Here is a 25192-nt window from a genome sequence, read left to right as displayed (position 1 = left end):
CGTAATACCGCGAAAATCAATTATAAATAGAGTACAAGTTATGCTAACAGTGAAATCTTTTACTTTCAGTCCGGTTCAGGAGAATACATATGTGGTGTATAACGAGTCGGGAGAATGTTGCATTGTTGACCCCGGCTGCTATTTCGGCAATGAACGTAATGAATTGAAAGAATTTATACAAACTTCGGGGCTAACGCCTAAATATTTGTTAAATACTCACTGTCATCTCGATCATGTGTTTGGCAACAAATTTATTCACGACACATGGAAACTAACCCTTCACCTGCACGAAAAAGAAAAACCTGTTCTTGAATATGCGCCCACTTTTGCTTCATCGTGGGGGATGCCTTTTGATAATTACAAAGGCGACCTTATCTTTTTACGCGAAGGTGAGGCAATAAGGTTGGGTAACGATGTGTTACTGATTTTATTTACACCTGGCCATTCTCCCGGGCATGTTGCTTTTTATTGTTCGGCGCAGCAATTCGTTTTAAGCGGCGATGTGTTGTTTCGCCAGAGCATTGGGCGTACCGACCTGCCCGGAGGCAATTTTGAAACCCTTATTTCCAGCATCAGGAACCAGCTATTCGTACTGCCCGATGATGTGGTGGTTTATCCCGGCCATGGCCCCGAAACCACTGTCGGTTATGAGAAACTGAACAACCCCTTTTTGAAGGATTTCTGATTTTGAGATTTAGGGATTTTGTGATTTCTTTCGCTACCAGCTTTCTGAAAATCCCAATATCCCAAAAATCCCAATATCCCAGTCGGTCAGATTACTTTATAAATCATTTTTCCTATATAGGGCAACCTGATAAATTCTTTGCGTTCAACACGCAGTATAAATACCAGGTAACCGAGGGTAAATGTGGTAGCCACTGTTACATTTAGCCAGGTATTGGGCCACTGGGTTACAATGAAATGGTGCACCAGGTATAAAACGGCTACAATGATCATGTAGGCGCAAAGTTTTTTGGTGGCATATGGTATACGATAAACTTTCTGGCCCCAAACAAACGATACCACCATCATGCTGCCATAACATAAAAAAGTAGCCCAGGCGCAGGCCATATAGCTGAATCGGGGTATAAAAACGAAGTTTACCACCAGGGTGATGAGGGCGCCGATAAGGGTGATCCAGGCACCGGCTGAAGTTTTTTTAGATAGCTTATACCATATTGATAAGTTGTAATAAATGCCGAGGAACATATTGGCAAAAAGTAAAATTGGTACAACCTTCAAACCTGCCCACATCGCCTCGTTTTGAATAAAATTTTTCCACAAATCGATGTACAATGCCACTACCAGAAACATCAGCGTAATGGTAATTACAAAAAATTTCATCACACGGGCATAGGTCCTGGGGGCATCTTCCGAAAGCGATTGTTTAAAGAAGAATGGCTCGGCGCCCATTCTAAAAGCCTGTATAAAGAGTGTTATGAGAATAGATAATTTATAACAGGCGCTGTAGGTGCCTACTTCGAACCTGGCTTCCTGAATAGATTGTACCGGCGCCCACCAGCCAAGCATAATACGGTCGAATGTTTCGTTGATCATGCCCGCAAAACCGGCTATGGCAAGGGGTAAAGCATATATCATCACCTCCTTCCACATAACAGCATTAAATTTCCATTTAAAGCTGAACAGCTCCTTATTCAATATGATCAGCTGGTAAAACGATTGAATAACATTGGCCAGTAATATATAGCCTACGCCAAAATCTTTATTGTATATTATTAACAGGGGGCTGTTGGAATTCTTTTTTAACAGGGCCGGACATACGGAAAGAAAGAAATAGATGATTCCAATGTTTATTAATATGCCGGATACCCGAACAAAGGCGAATTTTACCGGGCGGCCTTCGTGCCGTAGCTTGGCAAAAGGCAGGGCCGATAAAGCATCAAAACAAATGATGAAGGCGCTGAGCGTTACGTATTCAGGATGGTCCTGTATGGATATAAGGTGTGCGAACGATTTGTTGAAAATGATAAGCAGGGCGGTTAGGAAAAAAGTACTGCTGAATATTGAAATAGACAGTGTATTGTATATTTCGTTTTTGTACTGGTCCTGTTGAATATAACGGAAATAAGCAGTTTCGACCCCAAACAAAAACAACGTATTTAAAAAGGGAATTGCCGCATATACCAGGCTCATTTCTCCGAAACCTGAGCCACTTAGTTTATAAGTCAGGTACGGAGTAAGCAGGTAATTCAGGAAACGGGCAAAAATACTGCTAACGCCATACCACAGCGTTTGCCCAGCTAATTTTTTAATACCGCTCAATGAAAATTATTTAGAATTTAAGGATCAAAATTAAGGGGTTCGGTCATTAAAACCCCGATGCATTAACCGGTTTATGCCGGATATAGTATTTTAATAACAAAAACAGTACCTGTAAACGGATTATTTTTTTTAATATCCGTCAAAATCAACACTTTAAGGTTTTTATCACACGTCTTGCTATCTTTATCGCCGGTTTGTATATTTAATCTTTAAATCCCATTCACTATGAAACTATCGTTACCCTTAATCTGTCTTTTAACCGCTTTTATTTTTCACACCACCGTATTTTCACAATCAGGCGAAGGCAAAATCGAATACCAGAAAGGAAATAAAGTAGCTGCCGTTATTGAGCTGCCTTACACTTCGAATATTGTTGAAGATGCCATTAAACAGTATATGGAGAAAAAAGGGGCAAAAAGCGACCGGTACAAAAGTTTTGACGTTTTTCGCAATACTCACCTGCTCGATAATGATCCTGAAATGCTCGATGTGCACTGTAAGGTAGAGCGTAAAATCGAAAAAGACAGGGAATCGAGCATTGTATATGTACTTATTGGCCGTCCCGGGGAAAATATAGGGGTTCGTGCTTCGGAAGATCGCTTTAAAGTGAGCGAAGCAAAAGAGCTGCTTAACAAAATGGCACCCTCCATTGATGCCTATAACCTCGATGTGAAAATTAAACAGCAGCAGGAACAGGTAAAAAAGGCCGAGAAAAAGCTGCTGAACATGAAAGACGATCAGTACGATCTTGAAAAGAAATTAAAGGCCCTGCAGGAAAAGCTGGCGCAAAACAAAAACGACCAGATGGTGCAAACCGATGAGCTGACCAGGCAAAAAGACGCCCTGAGTGTAATTTTAAACAAAAGAGATATTACGCTGGGTAAATCGTCGAACTAAATTAGGTCGATGGTTAAATGCCCGTTCAAACTTTGTTTCCCCGCAAATGTGTTGTTTGTGCCCGCCCGGATGACCCGGTCGGACGGGGTTTATTGTTTGAGGTTTGTGGTTGCTACCGCACTTTGGAAAATCATTATTACCTGCCCGCGCCTTAAAAGTGTAACAGGCTTAAAATCGGACAGTATAATTCACCGAAAGAACCACAAACTACAAACCTAAAACTACAAACTGCATTATTGTGGTTGTGAAAACCGGCTGTCGGAAATAAAGGTGGAGTCGGTGAGTGTTTTCAGAAATTCGACCAGGTAAAACTTTTCGGCATTCGTTAGCGGTATTTTATTTTTTAACAGCGGATCAAGGGTAGCACTGTTTTGAACGGTGCTGCTGTAATGGTCAAGCACACTGGTGATGCTCGAAAAACGGCCGTCGTGTTCGTATGGGAAGGTGAGTGCTACATTTCGTAAGCTGGGCACTTTAAATTTCAGCGAGTCTTGGGGCTTATTGGTTATGCGCATTCTGCCTAAGTCGTTTATAAAGGGATCAACCGGCAAGCCCACATTGCGAAAACTATGATCGGTAAATAAAGGCTCGGGATGGCAGCTAACGCATTTTGATTGAAACAGGGTATAGCCGTTTTGTTCTGTTTGCGAAAAAACGGCTTTGCCCTGTTTTACTTTATCATATTTTGAATTGGCCGAAACCAAAGAACCTACAAACTGGGTAAGTGCATACAACATGCGCTGACTGGTAATGGTGTCATCGCCAAACGCCGACGCAAACATTTTTTTATAATCTTCATCCTGCTGTAGTTTGCTGATCACATTTTTTACGTCTTCGGCCATTTCGTTGGGTGCGGTAAGCGGGGCCAGCGGTTGTACTTCTATATTGACAATACCGCCATCCCAATGCATTTCTTTATTCCACACCATATTAAAAAGGCCGGGCGCATTACGAAATGTAAACTGGTTATTAAAACCATGACTAAGCGGATGATCATATGTGGCAAAAGCGGCGAACTGCTGGTGACACGACGCACAGGGGAAATTGCCATCTTTCGACAGGCGACCGTCGTAAAATAACTTTCTACCCAGTTCAAAACCCTCCTCTGTTAAGGGATTGCCGGTAAAGGTGTATTGCGGGGCAGGAAAACCTGTTGGAACTGTAAATGTGAGCGGATGCGGCCCGCTGCTGCCATTCCCTGATTTTTTACAGGCATTTACCAACAGGGTACCTAAAAAAAGCAATAAACAAATTCCTATTGTCGCGCATCGTAACGTCACGGGGTATTATTAGCAATCGAATCTACAGTGAACATTTTTGAATAATTCTCTGCCACCTGCTTTGCCAGATCGCCCGGCGAAGTGATCACCGGGTTATCGGCGATCTTTATATCGTGCGGGTTATAAAACCAGTCATTGGCATCGGCAGTTATAAACATTTCGGTTGTTTGTCCGGCTTTCAGATCAATATTCTGGGCAAACGGAAATAATAAATTTACCTTTTTAATTACGTTATCGGTGCCCGAAAAGCCGCCGATATGAAACTCAAATTTACCGGCCTGTGTTGATTTTGACGAGGTGCCTTCGAGCTTGGCCATAATATAACCGGTATTCCAGGTCCAGAACATGCCATTGGCCGGATCAAGAGCGCCGGTTTGAGCGCCGCTAACATTCAGGGCGCTATCAACTCCAATGGTAAATGAAATACGGTTATATACATATGGTAATATGGCAATTTTGATTTCACAGGAGGCTGAGTCGCTAAAGTCAACAAGATAATATTTGTCTTCAGCCAAACGGAACACCTTGCCTGAATCGGTATTGATCATTTCAATACCATGAATATAAAACTTAAATGCGGTGGGGGTATAATCTTCTTTAAAGTAATTTTTATAGGTTTTTCCCAATTCAAGGGCAACAGAATCGAATTGAACTACGGGCTTAAATTTCAAAACAAGGTTGTGATCTTTTTCGGGTTCTTTGTCGAATTTTAATTCTTTCTGACAGGAGGTAATGATTGTTGAAAGCAGGCCGGTTAATAATAATACCGGTAAAAGCAAATAGTGCAGTTGTTTAATACTTTTCATAGTATTCGGGTGTTATTACGCTTACAAATCGCCTGGTCGTATTTTTCGGCGGTTTTCTTTGTGTTGTGATTGTTTCAGTTTTGTATCGAGCCGCTTTTTCTTCGCCGCTTTGGAAGGTTTGGTGGCAATGCGTTTCTTTTCTTTCTTCAGTGCCTGCTCAATGAACGCATTCATTTTTTTTATTACTTCTTCCTTGTTTTGCAACTGGCTGCGGTGAACCTGGCTTCTTACTTGCAAAAACCCTTCCGAATTTATTTTTGAAGCTAATTTGTTTTGAACACTCGATTTTTGTTCGTCGTTTAAAATCAACGAATTAGATATATGAAAATATCCCTCCACCATCGTTTCCACTTTATTTACGTTTTGGCCGCCTTTGCCACCACTGCGAGCTGTTTTAAATTGTATTTCTTTTGAAACATCTATCTTCATTATATAAAGGTAAAAATAATTTAAGGGTACTATGCGCGCGGTAATACAACGGGTAACAATGGCAAATGTTGTAATTAATAATCATATACGTTCGGCTATTACAAAGGGGTTGCTGGTATTGGTGGGTATTGAAGATGCCGATACAGCCGAAGATATTATATGGCTTAGTGGTAAAATAGTAAACCTGCGCATTTTTAACGATGCCTGTGGGGTTATGAACGAATCGATAAAGGACCAGGATGGCGATATACTGGTTGTAAGCCAGTTTACGCTGCATGCCTCAACCAAAAAGGGCAACCGCCCTTCGTATATTAAAGCATCCAAACCACCTATTGCAGTACCGTTATACGAACAATTTGTACTGCAATTACAAAAGGATTTGGGCAAACAGGTATTTACCGGTGAGTTTGGCGCCGATATGAAGGTATCGTTGCTGAACGACGGACCTGTTACCATAGTGATCGATACGAAGAATAAGGAATAATTGTAATTTGAAAATTTGAAAATGAGAGAATTTGAAAACGGAGGGGTTGAAAAGTTTACAGGTTAACAGGTTGATAAAGTGTGAAACAGAGGATAAATAAAAATAAAGACTAAGGGTTGAAAAAATAGTAGTGCTGTTTAAAACGCGGCAGCAACCACAAACTACAAACTTCAAACCGCAAACTAAATTATGGAAATTAAAGAAGCGCAACAACAGGTTGATCACTGGATAAAAACAGTAGGTGTTCGTTATTTCAGCGAACTAACCAATATGGCTATTCTAACCGAAGAAGTTGGCGAACTGGCGCGGCATATGGCACGCATGTATGGAGATCAATCTTATAAAAAAGGCGAACAACCTGCTTCGCCGGGAAAGGCCGGAGAAGGTCCCTTAGCCGATGAAATGGCCGATGTGTTGTGGGTGCTTATTTGTTTGGCCAATCAAACCGGTGTTGACCTAACCGATGCCTTACAAAAGAATTTTGAAAAGAAGAATATCCGCGATGCCAACAGGCATAAGGATAATGAGAAGTTGAAGGGGTGAGGTATTAAAGAAGGTGCGTCAACTTTTCAACGTTATTCCCAACTTTTCGCCTGATCCGCATTACCTTCTCAACAGTGGGCTCGCCCTTATAGTTAATGATAAAAAACAGGCGCCCATTGAGCGCCTGCAGGAATATTTTGACAAATGTATTTTACCGCTTCACCAGATCAATCGTTTTCCATACAACGCCGGCAAGCCCAACACAAATCATAATAATACCCCAGGTATGTAAAAGGCCCGATGAATGGCTGCTAACCTTCACACTGCCATTAATAATAAAATAAACTGATACCAGTAACGATACCACGCTTGCTCCTGATGAACTTTTGGCGGGTTGAGCGCTGGTTATGCTCTTGTACTGCTTCATGCAGGATTCTATTTCGGCGGCTTCAAATTGCTGAGCGAGCAGGTTTTGCTTTATTTCATCACCTGAAAAACCGGCTGATATTTGTTTTTCGATCTCTGAACGGAGGGTTTCTGAATTTGACATAGGGGCAGGGATTGTTTTAGCGAAATATAGACGAACATTCCGGGGTTTGCAAGCTTCCCGGTAAATATTAAAAAAACAATTTAGCTGTCGGGCTTTTAACCGGTTGCATAACCGGTAACCGGGCTGTAAAAGTGTATTGTCCTAACTTATTCAATAACCGGTTTTATCACTACAACATATCGCCTATATTTGCAGCCATTATGGCAACAGATAATAACAGGTTTCAGGCAATTATATCGCATTGCAAAGAGTATGGATTTATTTTTCAGTCCAGTGAAATTTACGATGGACTTAGTGCCGTATACGATTATGGTCAATGGGGCAGTGAGTTAAAGAGAAATATTCGCGATTACTGGTGGAAAAGCATGACCCAGATGCATGAGAATATTGTAGGAATTGATGCTGCTATATTTATGCACCCGACCACCTGGAAGGCCAGCGGGCACGTTGATAACTTTAACGACCCGATGATTGATAATAAAGACAGTAAAAAAAGATACAGGGTCGACCATCTGATAGAGGCCAAAGCCGATGATCTTGAAAAAGAAGGTAAAAAAGCCGAAGCCGACGCGCTGTTGGCAGAAATGGATAAATTGCTGGCTGCCAGTGATTTCGATGGATTAAAAAAGCTAATTGAAGATAATAAGATCAAATGTTCGGTAAGCGGTACCGGTAACTGGACCGAAATACGTCAGTTTAACCTGATGTTCAGCACCCAGCTGGGTAGCGTAACGGAAGAAGCCAGTGAAATTTACCTGCGTCCCGAAACCGCCCAGGGCATTTTTGTGAATTTTTTGAATGTGCAGAAAACCGGCCGCATGAAAATACCGTTTGGTATTGCACAAACCGGTAAAGCGTTCAGAAACGAAATTGTTGCCCGTCAGTTTATTTTCCGTATGCGCGAGTTTGAGCAAATGGAAATGCAGTTCTTTATTCGTCCCGGCACTCAAAAAGAGTGGTATGAATACTGGAAAGAAGTAAGAATGAAATGGCATTTGAGCCTGGGTATTCCTAAAGAAAAATTCCGTTTTCACGATCACGTTAAACTGGCTCACTATGCCGATGCAGCCTGTGATATTGAATATGATTTTCCAATAGGGTTTAAAGAATTAGAAGGTATACATTCCCGTACTGATTTTGATTTACGCAATCACCAGGAATACAGTAAAAAGAAAATGCAGTATTTTGATTCGGAGATAAATCAGAACTATATTCCATATGTAGTGGAAACTTCGGTTGGGTTAGACAGAACAATTATGATGATTTTGAGTGAAGCATATACTGAGGAGGATTTAAGCACACCCGAAAAAAAGGACAGCCGTGTTGTAATGAAGTTCCCACCTAAACTTGCTCCCATAAAATTGGCTATCTTGCCCCTGGTCAAAAAGGATGGGTTACCCGAAATTGCACGGAATATTATGGATACCTGCAAACCATTTTTCCGTTGTTTTTACGAGGAGAAGGATACTATTGGAAAAAGATACCGTCGTATGGACGCAATCGGTACGCCCTTCTGTATTACAATTGATCATCAAACGAAAGAAGACAGTACCGTAACCATTCGTTACCGTGATTCTATGCAGCAGGAGCGCATTCCTGTTGACCGGATCAGGGAGGTTGTAGAAAAATTTATTGCATAAAACGTTGTTTGGTATTACTTTTATAAATATTCCTGTCTTCGGAAAACTACTCTTTTAAATAACCAGTATCCTTGTAACTTTGTAAAACCTTAAAAAAACCGAGTGAATCAAGGAGGCTTGCTTATGCTCTTAATTAGTTTCTCAATAGAAATCTCTATGTTGGGTGGCTTAGCCCTGGTTGCTTTTTTAACCGGCTTCCTGTTACGGGGTGCTCAGTTAAGTAAAGTGAGAGGGAAAGTGACCGACCTCGAAAAAGAAATGATGGCCAGTCATGCCGAAATTCTTGAATTACAGAAAGAAAAGCTTATGCTCGAAGAAAAGCTGAAGGGCTCTTCCTCTATTCCTGTAATTCCCATAACTGCCAAAGAAGAAAAAAAGGCAGACAAAATGCAGGACAAATCTTTCGGAAATAAATAGTTGTCCTCTGCATGTAGCCTGCCGTGCTGTAAAAACGGCGAGTATTCCCACCTGTCATTTCTAACAAAATCCAGCTATCATCACTAAAATATCCGTTACTATCCTCAGCTTCTGTGCTGAGATGGTTAGGGATGCTATTGTTTTTTAAAGACTATCCATACAGCTCCTGGTGAATGGCTTTTCTGTCGTACCCTAATGCCTGTATCCTTTGCTTCGCTTCATCTATCATGTTCTTCCATCCGCATAAATAAAAATAAGCCGGTTTAATAGCGGCTGGTGTATCATTGCTGCTATTTTGGATATTGGTGCGGCATATTTCTTCATAAATAGAATGAACATAACCGGTGCGAATCAGGTGGTTATGGTTTTCAGGAACTTCGCGTGAAAAGGTAGGCAGGTATTGAAAGCTGGTTATCTTTTGCGATAATGCTGACAGCTCCTTATAATATAAACTATCAGTTAATTTACGGCAACCGAAGATCAGGTAAATGTTTTGATGAGCGATATTATGATTCAATATATGATGGGTCATCGATCTAAAGGGGGCAATACCGGTACCCGTACAAATAAAAAACAGATCGCGGTCGATGGTTTCGGGCAGGGTGAATTTACCCTGAGGTCCACGAAATATCAATTCATGGCCTTCTTTAACTTCATTAAAAAGCCAGGTAGTGCCGGCGCCACCTTCGAGCAATACGATCACCAGTTCAAATACATTGGTACCATTAGGCCACGATGCTATTGAATAACTACGCCAGCGTTTATTGGGCTTTTCATGAATGGGTAAATCGAGGGTAACGAACTGACCGGGCTCAAAAACGAAAGACGAAATTTCGGGGGCCTGAATCCAATACCGTCTTGTGTTGCTGGTTTCGTTTTCGATGCGAATGACTTTTCCGGTTTGCCAGGGAAGTAACATAACATACTTGTTTTAAACTACATAGTTAAGTAGAGTGAGATAATTGACGGGAGTTGCAAGTTAGAACTGCAACACGAATTTTGCATCCTGCACCTACATTATGTATTAAACTAAATGTTCAATTTACAAAGCTCAATTGTCAACCCCAAATTTTTCCCCCATCCCCTAAAGGGGTGTGCCTTGTTTCTTGTTGCCTTAATCTTCGTATCTTTGCGCCGCTGATATGAATTTGCAGGTGTTGCTCGAAGCCTATAAAAATAACCCCCGCCTTTTTCAACTGGCGGACAGGCTCACTTTTGCCCAATCTCAACGAATTTATTGTAAAAATCTTCAGGGAAGTTCTCCGGCCTTTGTCATTGGCACTATTTTTCAACACGATGTGTGTAGCCAGCTCAATCATGTGATAGTTTGTGAAGATGCCGAAGCTGCCGCCTACATGCATAATTCGCTCGAGAACCTTACCCATGCGCTGAATATCTTTTTCTTCCCCACTTCTTTTAAAAACAGAAAGAATTTCCGTTTGCTCAATTCTTCGCACGTAATGCTGCGAACCGAAGCGCTTACGCGATTTTCTTCTCCGCCGGCCGGCAGTAACCGCGTAGGAGCGCTGGTTACCTATCCCGAAGCCCTGTTTGAAAAAGTGGTTCTGCCCAAAACACTCGCCGGTAACATCATTTATTTAAAATCCGGCGACAGCATCGATGTGGAAGGCTTATTGCGGCAACTGGTTGATTATGGGTTTTCAACAACCGACTTTGTTTACGAGCCCGGGCAGTTCGCATTGCGTGGAGGTATTCTGGATATTTATTCATTCGGCAATGAAAAACCGTACCGTGTAGAATTATTTGGTAACGAGGTTGACTCTATTCGAATTTTTGACCCCGAAACCCAGTTAAGTGAGCGAAAATTATTGCAGGTTAGCATTATTCCGAATGTAGAAACCCAGTTCGAAGAAAGCGATAAAATATCTCTGTTCGACTTTTTACCCGAAAATACGGTGTACTGGATACAGGACTGGGAGCTTACCAAAGAAAAACTGCTCACCCAGGAAGAAGACCTGCATTTGTTTTTGAACCTGCAGGCAAACAATACCATACCAAGAGAAACGGTCGAAGAAGACGATAAAACCATAAAAGCAACTGTAAAGGCAGACGAATTTATCACTGCCGGGTCTTTAAAACAACAGCTAACCAATCGCCATATAGTAGAGTTTGGTCATTCGTCAGGGTTCTCTGAAAACACGGAATCTATTGACCATTCACCATTGACCATTGACTATTCAACCAAACAACAACCTGCTTTCAACCGCCAGTTCGATCTGCTGATAAAAGATCTGAAGCAATGGGTAGCCAAGGGGTTCAGTTTGTACCTGTTTGCCGAAAACCCACGTCAGCTCGAAAGGTTGAACAGCATTTTTGAAGATTTAAAGGCCGAAATAAATTTCACTCCGGTACCTACTTCCATACACGAAGGGTTTATTGAAGAAGATCTGAAAGCAGTATGTTATACCGACCACCAGATATTTCAGCGTTACCATAAATACAAGGTTAAACAAGCCTATAATAAAAATAAGGCATTAACCCTGCGTACCCTGCGCGAGCTGCAACCCGGCGACTATGTAACCCATATCGATCATGGGGTAGGGGTGTACAGCGGATTACAGAAGTTGGATACAAATGGCAGGTTGCAGGAAGCGGTTCGAATCATTTATAAAGACAGCGATATTTTGTACGTGAACATCAACTCGCTGCACAAAATTTCGAAATATACCGGTAAAGAAGGCTCTGTACCCAAAGTAAATAAACTGGGCAGCGACGCCTGGAACAAACTCAAGGAAAAAACCAAAACGAAGGTTAAGGAAATTGCCTTTGATTTAATTACGTTGTATGCTCAGCGAAAGGCCCAGCAGGGTTTTTCGCATACTCCCGATAACTACATGCAAACCGAGCTCGAGGCTTCGTTTATTTATGAAGATACCCCCGATCAAAGCAGGGCTACGGCAGATGTAAAAAAAGATATGGAATCGCCATCACCCATGGACCGCCTCGTTTGTGGCGATGTGGGTTTTGGTAAAACTGAAATAGCCATCAGGGCTGCCTTTAAAAGCTGTGTTGATGGTAAGCAGGCCGCCGTATTGGTGCCTACCACCATTTTGGCTTTTCAGCATTTCAAAACATTTAGCGATCGCTTAAAAGATTTTCCGGTTACCGTAGATTATGTAAACCGCTTTAAATCGGCCAAAGAAAAAAAGGAAACTTTAAAAAAGCTTGAAGAAGGCAAAATTGATATCATCATTGGTACCCATGCCCTGTTAGGCAAAGAGGTAAAATATAAAGACCTCGGTGTTTTGATCATCGATGAAGAGCAAAAGTTTGGAGTGGCCCACAAAGAAAAGATCAAAACCCTGCGCACCAATGTAGATTGTTTAACCTTAACGGCTACGCCTATACCGCGTACCCTGCATTTCAGCCTGATGGGCGCCCGCGACCTGAGCATTATCAATACTCCGCCGCCCAACAGGCAACCCATACAAACCGAAGTGCAGGTATTTAACCAAGACTTCATTCGCGATGCCATTTATTATGAAACAGAGCGTGGCGGGCAGGTGTTCTTTATTCATAACCGCGTACTGGGGCTGGCCGAAATGGCCGGATTGGTCCAGGGTTTATGTCCCGACCTGAGCATAGGGTATGCGCATGGGCAGCTCGAAGGACATGTACTGGAAGAGCGGATTCTTGATTTTATTGATAAAAAGTACGACGTACTTATTTGTACCAATATCGTTGAAAGTGGTGTAGACATTCCGAATGTAAACACCATCATCATCAACAACGCCCATCATTTTGGCTTAAGCGATTTGCACCAGCTGCGCGGGCGTGTGGGCCGAAGCAATAAAAAAGCCTTTTGCTATTTGCTGGCTCCGCCTATGAGCACATTGCCCGCTGATTCAAGAAAGCGGTTGCAAACCCTGGAGCAACACAGCGAGCTGGGCAGCGGTTTTCAGATCGCCATGCGCGACCTCGATATACGGGGCGCCGGCAACCTGCTGGGTGGCGAACAAAGCGGCTTTATGGCCGAAATAGGTTTCGAAATGTACCAGAAGGTACTGGAAGAAGCCATAAAAGAATTAAAACGAACCCAGTTCCGGAATCTTTTCAAAGAAGAAATTTCCAAACAGGAAGATTTTGTACAGGATTGTACTATTGATACCGATCTGGAGATACTGATACCCGATAGTTATGTTGAAAGTATAACTGAGCGGTTGTCGTTATACACGCGGTTAGACAATTGTGAAAACGAAGAAGAGCTGCAGGCGTTTGCCCATGAGCTGCAGGACCGGTTTGGACCCATTCCGCAACAGGTAGAAGATTTGTTTGATACAGTTCGTGTGCGTAAGCTGGCTGTAGAATTAGGCTTTGAAAAAATGTTGCTGAAAGATGAAACGCTGAAATGTTACTTCATCAATAAGGCCGATTCACCGTATTTTGAATCGCCCGTTTTTCATAATATTCTCACTTTTATACAAACGCAAACCAATAAAGCGAAGCTAAAGCAAACCGGAAAGCTGTTTTTACTGGTTGTTGACGACATAACCAGCATGCAAAAGATGGTTCGTTTTCTATCGCAAATGAAACAATTTGTTTCGGCACAGGCGGCTACGGCGTGATGGGCGGTGGGCCATCTTTAAACGCTACTTCAAAATACAGATCCTCAAAAGAGAGCTTATAGTCAATGGTTTTGATGGGAAGTATGGCGCTGTCATTTTCAAAAGTTTCAATTTTCCACAGATCAGCGGACTGACGGGTATAAATAGCTGCATACTTTTTAAACGAATCGATCAGAATATATTCCTGCAGGGATGGAATACGTTGATAGTATAAGAACTTATTGCCTCTATCATATTCTTTGGTGGAACCAGACAATACTTCAAATATAACGGCGGGGTTTCTGACCGTATCAAATTTATCATCTTCCATTTCAGGCTTTCCACACATTATTGTTGCACCCGGATAAGTATAAGAGTTAGCAGAAGGAATACTAATCCGGAGGTCACTTGGCCGGATTTTACATTGCTTACCTTTTAGAAAAGGGTTAATTGCTCCTATGAGATTAGCAACTATATCATTGTGAGCAAGCGAAGCGCCAGACATAGCAACTACTTCGCCATCGAGATACTGATGTTTGATTGTAGACTCTCTTTCCAGCTTCAGGTATTCCTGGGGGGAAATATATTTAATGGCTGGCGCTCCCATGTTTTAACGTATTATATTATAGCTAAAATACGAAAAACCCCTCACAACAACTTCTCCATCACATAATGCGGAATGGTTACCTCCTCAAACTCCTGGCCGCAAACGCGGTAGCCGAGCTTTTCGTAAAAGCCAACGGCGGTTTGGCGGGCATGCATGGTAATTTTCTGAAAACCCCGGTCGCGGGCAATATTTTCAGCAAACTGCATCAGGGCCCTGCCGATGCCCTTACCCTGCAGGTTATTCAAAACGGCCATCTGGCGAAGCCGAACGGTTATCGGGTCCGTTTTAATGAGCATACAGCACCCCAGCATCTTTTCTTCTTCAAAAGCGCCAATTAAAATTTCCTCTTTTTCTTTTTCCAGTTCATCGGGGGTAAATTGCAAACCCAATGGCCTGCGTAATATCTCATTACGCAACTGTACCATTTGCTGATACTCACGGGAACCATGATCTATTATTTTTAAAGCCATGCCGACTTATTGGGTAGTGGGCTGCAATATAACGATTTACCGTATATTGGCCCATTCAATAAAATGAAAAATAACTTAGCTTGCGAAGCCGATTGAAATTTTTAAAAAGATTATGCCCCGCAAGGCGGGACAAGGTGGGGGGAGGGTAGTTTTAGCCGGATAGTACTACAAAACGAGTAAATCACAAAATATTAACAAGATTAATTAAAAACCAGCCTTTTATTGTCATTATTCCAAAATCTATATTTTTGCAGCCGTAACTAAACTTTACAAAAATGTCAGACATCGCAACAAGAGTAAAAAAGATCATTGTTGATAAGCTTGGTGTAGAAGAAGCAGAGGTTACCAATGAAGCTTCTTTTACCAATGATTTAGGTGCCGATTCTCTCGACACCGTTGAATTAATTATGGAATTTGAAAAGGAGTTCAATATTTCCATCCCTGATGAACAGGCCGAAACTATTACAACCGTAGGCCAGGCTGTTGCTTACTTAGAAGAGCATGCTAAGTAATTTGAATACTGTAGATCAGGTGCAATAAATTAAATCCGCTTTCGGTAGCTGGGCGCATGCTGCGAAGGCGGATTTCTTACTTAAAAACTCCCCTGGCAAGTGCTATGCAATTGAAAAGAGTTGTTGTAACCGGTATTGGTGCCATCACACCAATCGGTAATAATTTACAGGAATATTGGAACGGACTCCTGAATGGAGTTTCCGGTGCAGACTTTATTACCCAGTTTGATGCTTCTAAATTCAAAACACGATTTGCCTGCGAGTTAAAGAATTTCGACCCGTTGAATTACCTCGACCGCAAGGAAGCCCGCAAAATCGACCGTTTTACCCAAACTGCCCTCATTTCGAGCGATCAGGCAGTGGTAGATGCCGGCATTAACGCTAATAATGTTAATGTCGACAGGGTAGGGGTGGTTTTTGCCAGCGGAATCGGCGGATTGATCACCTTTCAGGAAGAAGTAATGAATTTCGCCAAAGGCGATGGCACCCCCCGTTTCAATCCTTTCTTCATTCCAAAGATGATCCTCGACATTGCTGCAGGTCATATTTCGATGAGGCATGGCTTCCGCGGCCCCAATTTTGCCGTGGTTAGTGCCTGTGCTTCTTCTACCAATGCTATCATGGATGCGTTTAACCTCATCAGGTTAGGCAAAGCAGATATCATTTTAACCGGAGGCGCCGAAAGTGTAATCAGCGAAGCCGGTGTAGGTGGTTTTAATGCCATGAAAGCCCTGAGCGAACGCAACGATGATCCCAAGTCGGCCAGCCGCCCCTACGATAAAGACCGTGATGGTTTTGTTATGGGCGAAGGCTCCGGTGTATTGGTAGTTGAAGAACTGGAACATGCCCTGAAACGTGGCGCTAAAATATATTGTGAAATTGCCGGTTGCGGTGCAACTGCCGATGCTCACCATATTACCGCCCCGCATCCCGAAGGATTGGGCGCAAAAAACGTTATGAACGTAGCTTTACAGGATGCTGGTATGACAGCCGGAGATATTGATTATATCAATACCCACGGTACTTCAACCCCCCTGGGCGATATAGCCGAAGTAAAAGCTATAACCGATGTTTTTGGCGAACAGGCGTATAAAGTGAACATCAGTTCTACAAAATCCATGACAGGCCACTGCCTCGGCGCTGCCGGTGTAGTAGAAGCCATTGCTTGCATTATGAGCGTGGTGAACGATATCGTTCCTCCTACTATCAATCATTTTACCGACGACCCCGAGCTGGATGCCCGTTTAAATTTCACCTTTGAAAAAGCCCAGCAACGTACTGTACGTGCTGCTTTGAGTAATACCTTTGGGTTTGGAGGACATAATGCCTGCGTGATAGTTAAAAAATATAAAGCGTAACTTTATACGGTTTACTATTATTTGCTATTGTAATTGTGTGGCTGCGGACTCCTGGCCCTGATTATGATTTTTTGGCTTAATGAAAAATTAGTAGATTGACAATTGTGGGAATCCTGGACCGCTTTATAGGTAAAGAAGAGAATCTTTCTTTCAAAAAGAATCTGCGCAATGTACTGGGTTTTACCCCGGGCAAACTCGCATTATATAAAGCTGCCCTTACCCATCGCTCAGTTCGCGATAACGCCGATGAAAATAATGAACGGCTGGAATACCTCGGAGATGCGATTCTCAGTGGTATTGTAGCCGATTTTCTTTTTAAAAAATATCCCTACAAAGAAGAAGGCTTTTTGACCGAAATGCGCAGCAAGATGGTAAATCGTAACAAGCTCAACGAAATTGCCATCAAAATGGGGTTAAAAAAAATCACCTTCTATAACAAATTCGACAATTCCCTTAAGATGAGTCAGATATTTGGCAACACCCTCGAAGCAGTGGTGGGCGCCATTTATCTCGACCGGGGCTTTAAAAAAACCAAACAATGGGTTTTTGAAGCCATCGTCATTCCGCACTTGTATATGGAAGATCTCGAAAACCTCGAAATCAACCATAAGAATAAATTATACGGCTGGGCCAACAAAAACGGTAAAAACCTTGAATTTGAAACCCTCGACGAACGCATCGAAGGCGGCCGCCGCCTGTTTACCATCGGCGCAGTAGTCGACGGTGAACTGCTCGCCGAAGGCAAAGCCTATAATAAAAAAGACGCCAGTCAGATCGCCGCCGCCATTGCCATAGATAAACTGGGCTTAAATAAAACCGAAGCACCCGAGGAAGACTGAGAACGGTTGCCCGGTACCGGCCTCCCTGTTTGCCGGTTTCAGGTTCCAAAGTACCTTCGCCCGCGCCCGCACCTAAAATAAATTACACATTTGGGCATCTTGTGACCAGTCATAAATTGTGCCTTCCGGGAAACCCGGTAACAGAAAACCGGTAACTGGCAACTGGTAACTGGTAACACTTGCCTCCTCCAACTTGCAACCAGCCACTATTTAAGTAATTCCATACTTTCTACCTCTTACTTCGTACTTCCTGCTTCGGGGTTCCCCCTCCAATTCGCTAAATGTTTCTTTATATTGTAATATTTTTTCATATATGGGAATGTTTCCGTACTCCGGGCCATCATTCCCCGGCCGGAAAAAATATTTTTTTGAGAATTTGTATAGAACAAAATTTTAATTGATTATCAACTCTGTAGCCTGCTACCGTTAGATGCCAAACCTTCTGTTTCATGACCTGTTTCGGGTATGCCAAAAATTTCAGGTACGTGTATTGAAAATTATAGAGCGTAACTCTAATTACCTAAAAAGCACAAAACTGTTTACCGTATGAAACACATTTACACTACCATCATTGCCCTGCTGATTGCTTCAGCAACTTTTGCCACCTCCGATTCAGCCACTAAAACCGGCGCCTGGGAAACTGCCAATACATGGAAATTAAATCGCGTACCGCAGGATAACGATAGTATTATAATACCTGCCGGTTATATGGTAACTCTAAGTTCAAACGTTTCGCTCAATAACGTAATTATAGTTGTTTATGGAACACTGGCGTTCAATAACGGCAAATTACGATTAGATAATGCCAGCAGAGTTATTGTACGCTTGGGAGGAAAGATCACCGGTATAAATTCAAACGATCAGCTTACCATCGGAAGCACGCTTAAATTCAGCGGTACCGAATTAAGCGTCGTTGGATCCAGTATGGCCGATGCCACCACCGGAACTTCTCCCAACGGATTTGTTGCTCTTTCTTCGTAAACGCTTCCCGTAGTTTTTGAATCTTTCTATATATCCCGCCAGGGAAGTGATGTTCAGCTTAACTGGAGTACCAGTGAAGAACTGAACAACAAATATTACCAGCTTGAAAAAAGCACCGATGGCCGTAACTGGAAGCAGATAGCGGTCATAATTGGATCGGGCACTACAGCCGCGGTTAGCAAATATGCTTATACCGATAAAAATGTTTCAGATGCCAGAGTTTATTATCGCATACGCCAGGTAGATATAAACGGTAATGTGCATTATTCTGCCATTCGCTCATTGCGCAGCGATTTAACTCAGCAGGTTACCAATATTTATTCTCCTTCAAAACAAACCATAACTGTTGATTTTAACAGCGATGTAAAAGATAATGTTACTATTCAGGTAGTAAACATGAACGGACAGGTTATTGTGCGCAAAAATTACAAACAGGCATCTTACCGGCTCACATTTAACGTGAGCGCCGGCTCCGGCATCTACGCAGTACAGGTTAGTGATGGCAACGGCTGGAGCGAGGTTAAGAAAATAGCGTTGTAGGTTTAAAAGGTCCTCATATTAGGTAAACAGTAATAGTTCCGTTGTTTTCACAGCGGAACTTTTTTTTAATAAAATGCCGGGCTTCCTGCATCTTACTTTCAATGTTCTGCTACTGACTTCCCGGTATTCCGACCGGGGTTTTCCCCTCCAATCCCCTAAATGTTTCTCTTTATTGTAATTTTTTTCCATATATGGGAATGTTTCCGTGCTCCTGCCCACTATTCCCTGGCCGGAAAAAATATTTTTTTGAGAATGTGTATAAAATAAAATATTAATTGATTATCAAGTCTGTAGTCTGGTACCGTTAGTTGTCTAACTCGCTATTTCGTGACCTGATTCGGGTATGCCAAAAAATTCAGGTACGTGGATTGAAAATTATAGGTCGGAACCATAAATACCTAAAAGCTCAAAACTGTTTACCCGTATGAAACAATTTTACATCACCCTGATCGCACTACTGATTGGCATCACCTCTTTTGCCACTGCTGATACCGCTAAAATAAGCGGAGCCTGGACTACCGCCGGAACCTGGAACTTAGGACGCACTCCCCAGGATAACGATACCATTGTAATTCCGGCTGGTATTACTGTAACAGTGTCTGGAAATAATCCATACAATAATGTTGTTATCATAATAGCTGGTACGCTCGATTTAGGCGGTGGCGGTAAATTACGGTTAGATGATGCCAGCCGTGTAATTATTCTGGCCACCGGAGTGTTAACAGGTTCAAACAACAACGATCAGTTAACTATCGGAGGCGTATTCAAATTTAAAGGCGCCGGCGGACCTATTACAGGTTTAAGTTATGCCGATAGTTCAACCGGTGTTTACCCCAGTGGCTTTATGACAGGGTCACCCGCTATACTCCCCGTTGTTTTTCAATCATTTTATATAGCCCGCCAGGGATCTGATGTTCAGCTCAACTGGTCAACCACCGAAGAACTGAACAACAGATATTACCAGGTTGAAAAAAGCACCGATGCCCGTAACTGGAAGCAGGTGGCTGTAATTATTGGTTCAGGCACTACCACATCGGTTAGTAAATATGCTTACACCGATAAAAATGTTTCGGATGCCATAGTATATTATCGCATACGCCAGGTTGATATGACCGGTAATGCGTTTTACTCTGCCATTCGCACCTTACGCAGCAATATAACACAACAGATTACCAACATTTATTCTCCTTCAAAACAAACCATAAATGTTGATTTTAACAGCGATATAAAAGATAATGTTACTATTCAGATAGTAAACATGAACGGACAGGTTATTGTGCGCAAAGATTACAAACAGGCATCTTACCGGCTCACATTAAACGTGAGCGCCGGCTCCGGCATCTACGTGGTAAAGGTTAGTGATGGCAATGGCTGGAGCGAGGTTAAGAAAATTATGTTGTAGGTTTAAATGGTCCTCATATTAGGTAAACAGTAATAGTTCCGCTGTTTCCACAGCGGAACTTTTTTTTAAGCATCTATTTTTTGACGTAATCGGCGCAGTTACAGGGATTTCGAACTGAGCATAAGAAGGGGGCTGGTTTATTACCTTTTCTTATATTATATTCACAATGTTAAGTCCGTATTTTAAGATACAATTGCTCTGCCATGTCGGCTTTTAACCCGGAACGACATATAAATAATATTGACTATAAGATTGTAGCCGCTTTGGAAAAAATTTCTGAGGTATTCAGAGTATTATTATGGTCCGAAGCAAAGGAACACAAGTTAAGTCCCATTCAACTGCAACTGCTTATTTTTATCAGATATCACAGTGCCGATAAGCAACGCCGCATAGCTGCCATGGCCCGTGAATTTAATCTTACCAAAGCCACCATCAGCGATTCAATAAAAGTGCTTGAACAAAAAGAATTGATTGTAAGAACCGATGATACGGCCGATTCCCGAAGCTTTAATTTTTCGCTTTCCGATAAAGGAATGAAGTTAACCGGTTTGGTAGAGAATTTTACCCTGCCGCTCGATGGCGCCATTGCCACCCTTCTCCCGCAGCAAAAAGAAACATTTTTATTACTGGTGCTCGACCTTATTTACAAACTGAATCAAAACGGCATTATTAGTACCCAGCGCATGTGCTACAATTGCTTTTATTATGGTGGCGACCAGCAGCAAAGCCATTATTGTAACCTGATGCAAAAGCCGCTGGTAGTAGACGAATTGCGCGTTGAATGCTCCGAGCATTTGATGAAGTCAATAGTCAATAAGCAATAGTCAATAAGCAATAGGCAAATCCTAACCGGGTATTAATTGCTTATTGCCTGTTGCCAATTGCCTATTGGCTCCTCCTTTCCATGCAAAGTTCAATCAGCACCCCATTGGTATTTTTCGGATGCAGAAAACAAACCAGTTTATTATCGGCGCCCGGCTTGGGTGTTTCGTTCAGCAATACAAATCCTTCCTGCTTTAGTCGTTTCATTTCGGCTTCTATATCTTCTACTTCAAAAGCAATATGATGCAATCCTTCGCCCTTTTTTTCGATAAAACGGGCAATAACGCCTTCGGCGCTGCTGCTTTCGAGTAATTCTATTTTGGTATCTCCGGTTTTGAAAAAAGCGGTAGCCACCTGTTCGCTTTCTACCTGTTCGGTTTTATAGCAACCGCTATTTAATAGTTTTTCAAACAAAGGAACCGATACCGATAATTGGCGCACTGCTATTCCAATATGTTCGACTTTCAACATAGAGTATATTCAATAATGTGATTTAAATTTTGGTTACCAGTTACCGGTTTCCGGCACCTGGCATCTGGTAACCGGTAACCGGTAACCGGTACCGGGCAACTAATATAGAACCATTTGAGTAATTTTGTGTTTATCAACATATATACAACGGTATTAAATGCTCAAGCTGCCCATATACCTCGATTATAATGCTACCACTCCCTGTGATCCCCGGGTGGTAGAAGTTATGTTGCCCTATTTCAGCGATCAGTTTGGTAATGCTGCCAGCCGCAGTCACCCGTTTGGCTGGCAGGCCGAAGAGGCTGTGGATTATGCCCGGGAACAGGTGGCCCGGCTCATCGGGGCCGAGCCTAAAGAAATTGTTTTTACTTCCGGCGCAACAGAAGGCGATAACCTGGCCATAAAAGGCGTATTTGAAATGTATGCAGGCAAGGGCAATCATATAATTACCTGCGTTACCGAGCACAAAGCAGTGCTCGATACTTGCAAACACATCGAAAAGCTGGGTGGTGAGGTAACTTACTTGCCGGTGAATAAAGAAGGGCTGATTGATCTGCAGCAGCTCGAAGCAGCCATTAAACCCACTACCATTTTAATAGCCATTATGTATGCCAATAATGAAACAGGCACTATTCAGCCGGTTCACCAAATTGGCGCATTGGCCAAAAAGTATGGCGTTCTGTTTTTTACCGACGCCACCCAGGCAGTGGGTAAAATTCCGGTTGATGTAATAAAAGATAATATCGATCTGCTTACCTGCAGTGCACATAAAATATACGGCCCTAAAGGAGTAGGCGCTTTATATGTTCGCCGTAAAAATCCAAGGGTAAAATTAACTGCCCAGATGGATGGCGGCGGGCACGAAAGAGGTATGCGCAGCGGTACTTTAAATGTGCCCGCTATAGCGGGATTGGGCAAAGCCGCCGACATATGCCGGCAACAAATGGAGGCCGATGCACTGCGCATGAGTCGTTTACGCAACAAGCTCGAAAATGCGCTGCTGCAGCTCGATGCAACCTATGTAAACGGAAGTCGCGACAGCCGCCTGCCCCATGTAGCCAATATATCGTTTAATGATATCGACGGCGACGGACTAATGATGGGCCTGAATAAAGATATGGCCGTTTCTTCGGGCGCCGCCTGTACCAGCGCTTCGATGGAGCCAAGTTATGTGCTGAAAGCGCTGGGCCTCGATGATCACCTGGCACACAGCTCGTTACGGTTTTCGATAGGACGGTTTACCACCGAAGAGGAGATTGATTTTGCCATTGAACTGGTTACAAAAACGGTAAATAAGTTACGTGAATTTAATTTGAAAATTAGCTAATTTGAAAATTTGAAAATGAAGGAATACAATGTGCAATTAACTAATTAGTCCCGCTGAAAGCGGGATGCAAATGGGAAAAAGGGGGTAATTTTAAACAAATAAAGTAAAAAAACGTTATTAAGGAAACATGTGCATGTGGAATCAGGTTGTTTGAGGCGGCCATTTTCAAATTGTCACATTTTCAAATTTTCAAATTGGATTTATGATTTACGTAAGCGATAAAGCAAAGGAAAAAGTTATGAAACTGATGGAAGAAGCTTCCATTGGCAACGACCCCAGCTATTTTTTGCGGGTTTCGGTGGTTGGAGGCGGCTGTTCGGGCCTCAGTTATAAAATGGATTTCGACAATCAATCCAAACCCAGCGACCAGGTTTTTGAAGATAATGGCGTAAAGGTAGTTACCGACCTCAAGAGCTTTTTATACCTCGTGAACACCACCCTTGAGTTTTCTGAAGGGTTGAACGGGAAGGGATTCTACTTCAATAATCCCAATGCCAGCCGCACCTGCGCGTGTGGAGAGAGTTTTGCTGTGTAGTTGATAAATTTACAAGTTGATAAGTTAACAGGTTTAAAAGTTAACGGGTTAATTAAAAATAGGGTTCCTCCTTATCAACAGATTAACTTATTAACTGATCAACTTTAAAAATATACCGCCCTGCTTTTGCAAAAAAGCAGGGCTTTTTTATTGTTTAAATGGTACTTCTGCTACACCTCGTTAATATTAGGATAACCATTGTGCAGTAATTATCCCGAAAATGATTTGTAAGTATGCCGTATATGTTCCGTACCTAAAGAGGGACGGAACATATACTTAATATGTACGGGACATATACGGGATATGTACGAGACATGGGTAATCCAAAAGAGAAGCAAGTATAACCGAAGGGGCTAAAAAATATAATCAGAGGAATATCGTTTCTAAAGGCAATGCATTGAAGGTCAAAAGCTTTTCCGGGATAAAAGATTTGAATAGTTTTAGATGAGATCTTAGATGGCCGGTGCAGGGATGTAAATTGATAATTGAGGGGAATATAATGAACCGCTGAAGTGTAAAGATGGATATAAACCGGGCAGCTACCCCCTAAAATAAAAATCCCCCGTTTTAGCGGAGGACTTTTTATGCAGTAGGTTTCGGCTATTTTATATGTGAACGGGAAAATAGACGGTAACCGGATGTATCACTTTTTCATGGATGGTTTCAAGTGTAGACGCAATATAGTGAAATTGCTGAAACCGTGCGCTATCGTTAGCATCTTTTATTAACATATACTTATAATCCCTTATTTTCGTACCCATGTGGTCTGTTTGCAAAAAAGAATTCCGGCAGTTTTTCAGCAGCCTGACCGGCTATATTGCGATTATTGTTTTTTTGTTACTCAACGGCTTGTTTCTTTTTGTATTCCCCGACACCAATATCCTCGATTACGGCTATGCGACCCTCGATAAATTTTTTGAGCTGGCTCCCTGGATATTGCTGTTGCTGATCCCTGCTATTACCATGCGCAGCTTTGCCGACGAATTCAAAAGCGGCACGTTCGAAATACTACAAACAAAACCCCTCAGCCGCTGGCAACTGGTTTCAGGTAAATTTTTAGGTTCCTTCGGTGTAGTGTTCATTGCACTGGTTCCTACTATTATATATGCCATCAGCGTACAACAGCTGGCCGCTGCGCCGGGTGGTATCGATATGGGAGGCACCATCGGTTCGTATATCGGGCTTATTTTTTTGGCAGGCGCCTTTGTGGCCATCGGAATTGCCTGCAGCAGTGTAACCAACAATGCCGTTGTGGCCTTTATTGCCGGCGCTTTTTTATGTTTTTTACTGTACAGCGGTTTCAATGCTATCAGCCGCATACCCGCTTTTCAGTCGGGCGCCGACTATTATATCGAAATGCTGGGCATCGACTTTCATTACCGCAGTGTAAGCAGGGGAGTGGCCGACAGCAGGGATATTATTTATTTTATTAGTATAATCTCATTCTTTCTCATATTTACCAATCGCAATTTGTTGAAACGATAATCCGGTATT

Annotated in this window: 27 protein-coding genes; 17 read left to right on the top strand and 10 right to left on the bottom strand. The window is 42.4% G+C overall.

Features of this window, described 5'->3' with window-relative positions; genetic code table 11:
• Positions 1–40 precede the first annotated feature (40 nt).
• Positions 41–685, top strand: a complete 645-nt coding sequence (locus AC59IL_RS21960; RefSeq protein WP_496554345.1) for an MBL fold metallo-hydrolase — start codon at positions 41–43, stop codon at positions 683–685.
• A gap of 86 nt (positions 686–771) precedes the next feature.
• On the opposite strand, the gene AC59IL_RS21955 is transcribed toward AC59IL_RS21960, so the two are convergent.
• Positions 772–2283 (bottom strand): lipopolysaccharide biosynthesis protein, encoded by a 1512-nt coding sequence (locus tag AC59IL_RS21955; RefSeq protein ID WP_496554344.1) that lies wholly within the window; start codon positions 2281–2283, stop codon positions 772–774.
• Between the two features lie 225 nt (positions 2284–2508).
• Between AC59IL_RS21955 and AC59IL_RS21950 the strand changes: the two genes are divergently transcribed.
• Positions 2509–3180 (top strand): hypothetical protein, encoded by a 672-nt coding sequence (locus tag AC59IL_RS21950; RefSeq protein WP_496554343.1) that lies wholly within the window; start codon positions 2509–2511, stop codon positions 3178–3180.
• 233 nt (positions 3181–3413) lie between these two features.
• Here the strand turns inward: AC59IL_RS21950 and AC59IL_RS21945 are convergent, their stop codons facing one another.
• From AC59IL_RS21945 to arfB, 3 genes are read right to left on the bottom strand one after another with little or no spacing between them, the layout of a single operon-like run.
• On the bottom strand, positions 3414–4460 hold the full coding sequence (locus tag AC59IL_RS21945) for a cytochrome-c peroxidase (protein ID WP_496554342.1): 1047 nt from the start codon (positions 4458–4460) through the stop codon (positions 3414–3416).
• Positions 4457–5266: an MbnP family protein gene (locus tag AC59IL_RS21940; protein WP_496554341.1), complete on the bottom strand. Its 810-nt coding sequence runs from the start codon at positions 5264–5266 to the stop codon at positions 4457–4459. The genes AC59IL_RS21945 and AC59IL_RS21940 overlap by 4 nt, the downstream gene beginning before the upstream one ends.
• A 21-nt stretch (positions 5267–5287) precedes the next feature.
• On the bottom strand, positions 5288–5695 hold the full coding sequence (gene arfB, locus AC59IL_RS21935; RefSeq protein WP_496554340.1) for an alternative ribosome rescue aminoacyl-tRNA hydrolase ArfB: 408 nt from the start codon (positions 5693–5695) through the stop codon (positions 5288–5290).
• 31 nt (positions 5696–5726) lie between these two features.
• On the opposite strand from arfB, the gene dtd reads away from it, so the two are divergent.
• Positions 5727–6179 (top strand): D-aminoacyl-tRNA deacylase, encoded by a 453-nt coding sequence (gene dtd, locus AC59IL_RS21930; protein ID WP_496554339.1) that lies wholly within the window; start codon positions 5727–5729, stop codon positions 6177–6179.
• A 189-nt stretch (positions 6180–6368) separates the two neighbouring features.
• Complete coding sequence (locus tag AC59IL_RS21925; RefSeq protein ID WP_496554338.1) at positions 6369–6722, top strand: nucleotide pyrophosphohydrolase; 354 nt, start codon at positions 6369–6371, stop codon at positions 6720–6722.
• Between the two features lie 151 nt (positions 6723–6873).
• Here the strand turns inward: AC59IL_RS21925 and AC59IL_RS21920 are convergent, their stop codons facing one another.
• Positions 6874–7212: a hypothetical protein gene (locus tag AC59IL_RS21920; protein ID WP_496554337.1), complete on the bottom strand. Its 339-nt coding sequence runs from the start codon at positions 7210–7212 to the stop codon at positions 6874–6876.
• A 200-nt stretch (positions 7213–7412) separates the two neighbouring features.
• On the opposite strand from AC59IL_RS21920, the gene AC59IL_RS21915 reads away from it, so the two are divergent.
• The gene (locus AC59IL_RS21915) at positions 7413–8852 is read left to right on the top strand and encodes a glycine--tRNA ligase (protein WP_496554336.1); all 1440 of its coding nucleotides are present in this window, start codon (positions 7413–7415) and stop codon (positions 8850–8852) included.
• Positions 8853–9008: 156 nt separating this feature from the next.
• On the top strand, positions 9009–9269 hold the full coding sequence (locus AC59IL_RS21910; RefSeq protein ID WP_496554335.1) for a hypothetical protein: 261 nt from the start codon (positions 9009–9011) through the stop codon (positions 9267–9269).
• A 151-nt stretch (positions 9270–9420) separates the two neighbouring features.
• On the opposite strand, the gene AC59IL_RS21905 is transcribed toward AC59IL_RS21910, so the two are convergent.
• Positions 9421–10188 (bottom strand): ferredoxin--NADP reductase, encoded by a 768-nt coding sequence (locus AC59IL_RS21905; RefSeq protein WP_496554334.1) that lies wholly within the window; start codon positions 10186–10188, stop codon positions 9421–9423.
• Positions 10189–10411: 223 nt separating this feature from the next.
• Here AC59IL_RS21905 and mfd point away from each other — a divergent pair, with 223 nt between their 5' ends.
• A complete protein-coding gene (gene mfd, locus AC59IL_RS21900) occupies positions 10412–13855 on the top strand; it encodes a transcription-repair coupling factor (RefSeq protein WP_496554333.1) in 3444 nt (1147 codons plus the stop codon).
• Here mfd and AC59IL_RS21895 read toward each other — a convergent pair.
• Both AC59IL_RS21895 and AC59IL_RS21890 read right to left on the bottom strand, forming a co-directional pair.
• Positions 13845–14441: a Uma2 family endonuclease gene (locus AC59IL_RS21895; RefSeq protein WP_496554332.1), complete on the bottom strand. Its 597-nt coding sequence runs from the start codon at positions 14439–14441 to the stop codon at positions 13845–13847. The two genes, mfd and AC59IL_RS21895, sit on opposite strands and share 11 nt — an antisense overlap.
• 41 nt (positions 14442–14482) lie before the next feature.
• Positions 14483–14911, bottom strand: coding sequence for a GNAT family N-acetyltransferase (locus AC59IL_RS21890; protein ID WP_496554331.1), 429 nt, complete (start codon positions 14909–14911; stop codon positions 14483–14485).
• A gap of 275 nt (positions 14912–15186) precedes the next feature.
• Between AC59IL_RS21890 and AC59IL_RS21885 the strand changes: the two genes are divergently transcribed.
• The 7 genes from AC59IL_RS21885 to AC59IL_RS21855 all read left to right on the top strand — a co-directional run bounded on the left by AC59IL_RS21885 (position 15187) and on the right by AC59IL_RS21855 (position 21367).
• On the top strand, positions 15187–15423 hold the full coding sequence (locus AC59IL_RS21885; RefSeq protein WP_081146706.1) for an acyl carrier protein: 237 nt from the start codon (positions 15187–15189) through the stop codon (positions 15421–15423).
• A 104-nt stretch (positions 15424–15527) separates the two neighbouring features.
• Positions 15528–16781 (top strand): beta-ketoacyl-ACP synthase II, encoded by a 1254-nt coding sequence (gene fabF, locus AC59IL_RS21880; RefSeq protein ID WP_496554330.1) that lies wholly within the window; start codon positions 15528–15530, stop codon positions 16779–16781.
• Positions 16782–16885: 104 nt separating this feature from the next.
• Entirely contained in the window at positions 16886–17620 is a 735-nt protein-coding gene (locus tag AC59IL_RS21875) for a ribonuclease III family protein (RefSeq protein ID WP_496554329.1), read from the top strand.
• Positions 17621–18166: 546 nt separating this feature from the next.
• Positions 18167–18601, top strand: a complete 435-nt coding sequence (locus tag AC59IL_RS21870) for a G8 domain-containing protein (RefSeq protein WP_496554328.1) — start codon at positions 18167–18169, stop codon at positions 18599–18601.
• 258 nt (positions 18602–18859) lie between these two features.
• Positions 18860–19141 (top strand): T9SS type A sorting domain-containing protein, encoded by a 282-nt coding sequence (locus AC59IL_RS21865; RefSeq protein WP_496554327.1) that lies wholly within the window; start codon positions 18860–18862, stop codon positions 19139–19141.
• A gap of 424 nt (positions 19142–19565) precedes the next feature.
• A complete protein-coding gene (locus AC59IL_RS21860) occupies positions 19566–20543 on the top strand; it encodes a T9SS type A sorting domain-containing protein (RefSeq protein ID WP_496554326.1) in 978 nt (325 codons plus the stop codon).
• Between the two features lie 203 nt (positions 20544–20746).
• Positions 20747–21367: a MarR family winged helix-turn-helix transcriptional regulator gene (locus AC59IL_RS21855; protein ID WP_496554325.1), complete on the top strand. Its 621-nt coding sequence runs from the start codon at positions 20747–20749 to the stop codon at positions 21365–21367.
• A gap of 61 nt (positions 21368–21428) precedes the next feature.
• On the opposite strand, the gene mce is transcribed toward AC59IL_RS21855, so the two are convergent.
• Complete coding sequence (gene mce / locus AC59IL_RS21850; RefSeq protein ID WP_496554324.1) at positions 21429–21836, bottom strand: methylmalonyl-CoA epimerase; 408 nt, start codon at positions 21834–21836, stop codon at positions 21429–21431.
• Between the two features lie 157 nt (positions 21837–21993).
• On the opposite strand from mce, the gene AC59IL_RS21845 reads away from it, so the two are divergent.
• Positions 21994–23163, top strand: coding sequence for an IscS subfamily cysteine desulfurase (locus AC59IL_RS21845; protein WP_496554323.1), 1170 nt, complete (start codon positions 21994–21996; stop codon positions 23161–23163).
• Between the two features lie 202 nt (positions 23164–23365).
• Entirely contained in the window at positions 23366–23698 is a 333-nt protein-coding gene (locus AC59IL_RS21840; RefSeq protein WP_496554322.1) for a HesB/IscA family protein, read from the top strand.
• 605 nt (positions 23699–24303) lie between these two features.
• Here AC59IL_RS21840 and AC59IL_RS21835 read toward each other — a convergent pair.
• A complete protein-coding gene (locus tag AC59IL_RS21835; RefSeq protein WP_496554321.1) occupies positions 24304–24459 on the bottom strand; it encodes a hypothetical protein in 156 nt (51 codons plus the stop codon).
• On the opposite strand from AC59IL_RS21835, the gene gldF reads away from it, so the two are divergent.
• Positions 24458–25183, top strand: coding sequence for a gliding motility-associated ABC transporter permease subunit GldF (gene gldF / locus AC59IL_RS21830; protein ID WP_496554320.1), 726 nt, complete (start codon positions 24458–24460; stop codon positions 25181–25183). The two genes, AC59IL_RS21835 and gldF, sit on opposite strands and share 2 nt — an antisense overlap.
• Positions 25184–25192: the final 9 nt, after the last annotated feature.

The organism is Niastella sp. sgz303648 (assembly GCF_059587045.1).
This window is presented reverse-complemented; position numbering and strand designations above follow the sequence as displayed.

What these genes read in the sequence shown, in the direction of transcription:
- AC59IL_RS21960 (WP_496554345.1), top strand. Translation starts at nt 41, where the DNA reads ATGCTAACAGTGAAATCTTTTACTTTCAGTCCGGTTCAGGAGAATACA.
- AC59IL_RS21950 (WP_496554343.1), top strand. Translation starts at nt 2,509, where the DNA reads ATGAAACTATCGTTACCCTTAATCTGTCTTTTAACCGCTTTTATTTTT.
- AC59IL_RS21940 (WP_496554341.1), bottom strand. Translation starts at nt 5,266, where the DNA reads ATGAAAAGTATTAAACAACTGCACTATTTGCTTTTACCGGTATTATTA.
- arfB (WP_496554340.1), bottom strand. Translation starts at nt 5,695, where the DNA reads ATGAAGATAGATGTTTCAAAAGAAATACAATTTAAAACAGCTCGCAGT.
- dtd (WP_496554339.1), top strand. Translation starts at nt 5,727, where the DNA reads ATGCGCGCGGTAATACAACGGGTAACAATGGCAAATGTTGTAATTAAT.
- AC59IL_RS21925 (WP_496554338.1), top strand. Translation starts at nt 6,369, where the DNA reads ATGGAAATTAAAGAAGCGCAACAACAGGTTGATCACTGGATAAAAACA.
- AC59IL_RS21920 (WP_496554337.1), bottom strand. Translation starts at nt 7,212, where the DNA reads ATGTCAAATTCAGAAACCCTCCGTTCAGAGATCGAAAAACAAATATCA.
- AC59IL_RS21915 (WP_496554336.1), top strand. Translation starts at nt 7,413, where the DNA reads ATGGCAACAGATAATAACAGGTTTCAGGCAATTATATCGCATTGCAAA.
- AC59IL_RS21910 (WP_496554335.1), top strand. Translation starts at nt 9,009, where the DNA reads ATGTTGGGTGGCTTAGCCCTGGTTGCTTTTTTAACCGGCTTCCTGTTA.
- AC59IL_RS21905 (WP_496554334.1), bottom strand. Translation starts at nt 10,188, where the DNA reads ATGTTACTTCCCTGGCAAACCGGAAAAGTCATTCGCATCGAAAACGAA.
- mfd (WP_496554333.1), top strand. Translation starts at nt 10,412, where the DNA reads ATGAATTTGCAGGTGTTGCTCGAAGCCTATAAAAATAACCCCCGCCTT.
- AC59IL_RS21895 (WP_496554332.1), bottom strand. Translation starts at nt 14,441, where the DNA reads ATGGGAGCGCCAGCCATTAAATATATTTCCCCCCAGGAATACCTGAAG.
- AC59IL_RS21890 (WP_496554331.1), bottom strand. Translation starts at nt 14,911, where the DNA reads ATGGCTTTAAAAATAATAGATCATGGTTCCCGTGAGTATCAGCAAATG.
- AC59IL_RS21885 (WP_081146706.1), top strand. Translation starts at nt 15,187, where the DNA reads ATGTCAGACATCGCAACAAGAGTAAAAAAGATCATTGTTGATAAGCTT.
- fabF (WP_496554330.1), top strand. Translation starts at nt 15,528, where the DNA reads ATGCAATTGAAAAGAGTTGTTGTAACCGGTATTGGTGCCATCACACCA.
- AC59IL_RS21870 (WP_496554328.1), top strand. Translation starts at nt 18,167, where the DNA reads ATGAAACACATTTACACTACCATCATTGCCCTGCTGATTGCTTCAGCA.
- AC59IL_RS21860 (WP_496554326.1), top strand. Translation starts at nt 19,566, where the DNA reads ATGAAACAATTTTACATCACCCTGATCGCACTACTGATTGGCATCACC.
- AC59IL_RS21855 (WP_496554325.1), top strand. Translation starts at nt 20,747, where the DNA reads ATGTCGGCTTTTAACCCGGAACGACATATAAATAATATTGACTATAAG.
- mce (WP_496554324.1), bottom strand. Translation starts at nt 21,836, where the DNA reads ATGTTGAAAGTCGAACATATTGGAATAGCAGTGCGCCAATTATCGGTA.
- AC59IL_RS21845 (WP_496554323.1), top strand. Translation starts at nt 21,994, where the DNA reads ATGCTCAAGCTGCCCATATACCTCGATTATAATGCTACCACTCCCTGT.
- AC59IL_RS21840 (WP_496554322.1), top strand. Translation starts at nt 23,366, where the DNA reads ATGATTTACGTAAGCGATAAAGCAAAGGAAAAAGTTATGAAACTGATG.
- gldF (WP_496554320.1), top strand. Translation starts at nt 24,458, where the DNA reads ATGTGGTCTGTTTGCAAAAAAGAATTCCGGCAGTTTTTCAGCAGCCTG.
- AC59IL_RS21835 (WP_496554321.1), bottom strand. Translation starts at nt 24,459, where the DNA reads ATGGGTACGAAAATAAGGGATTATAAGTATATGTTAATAAAAGATGCT.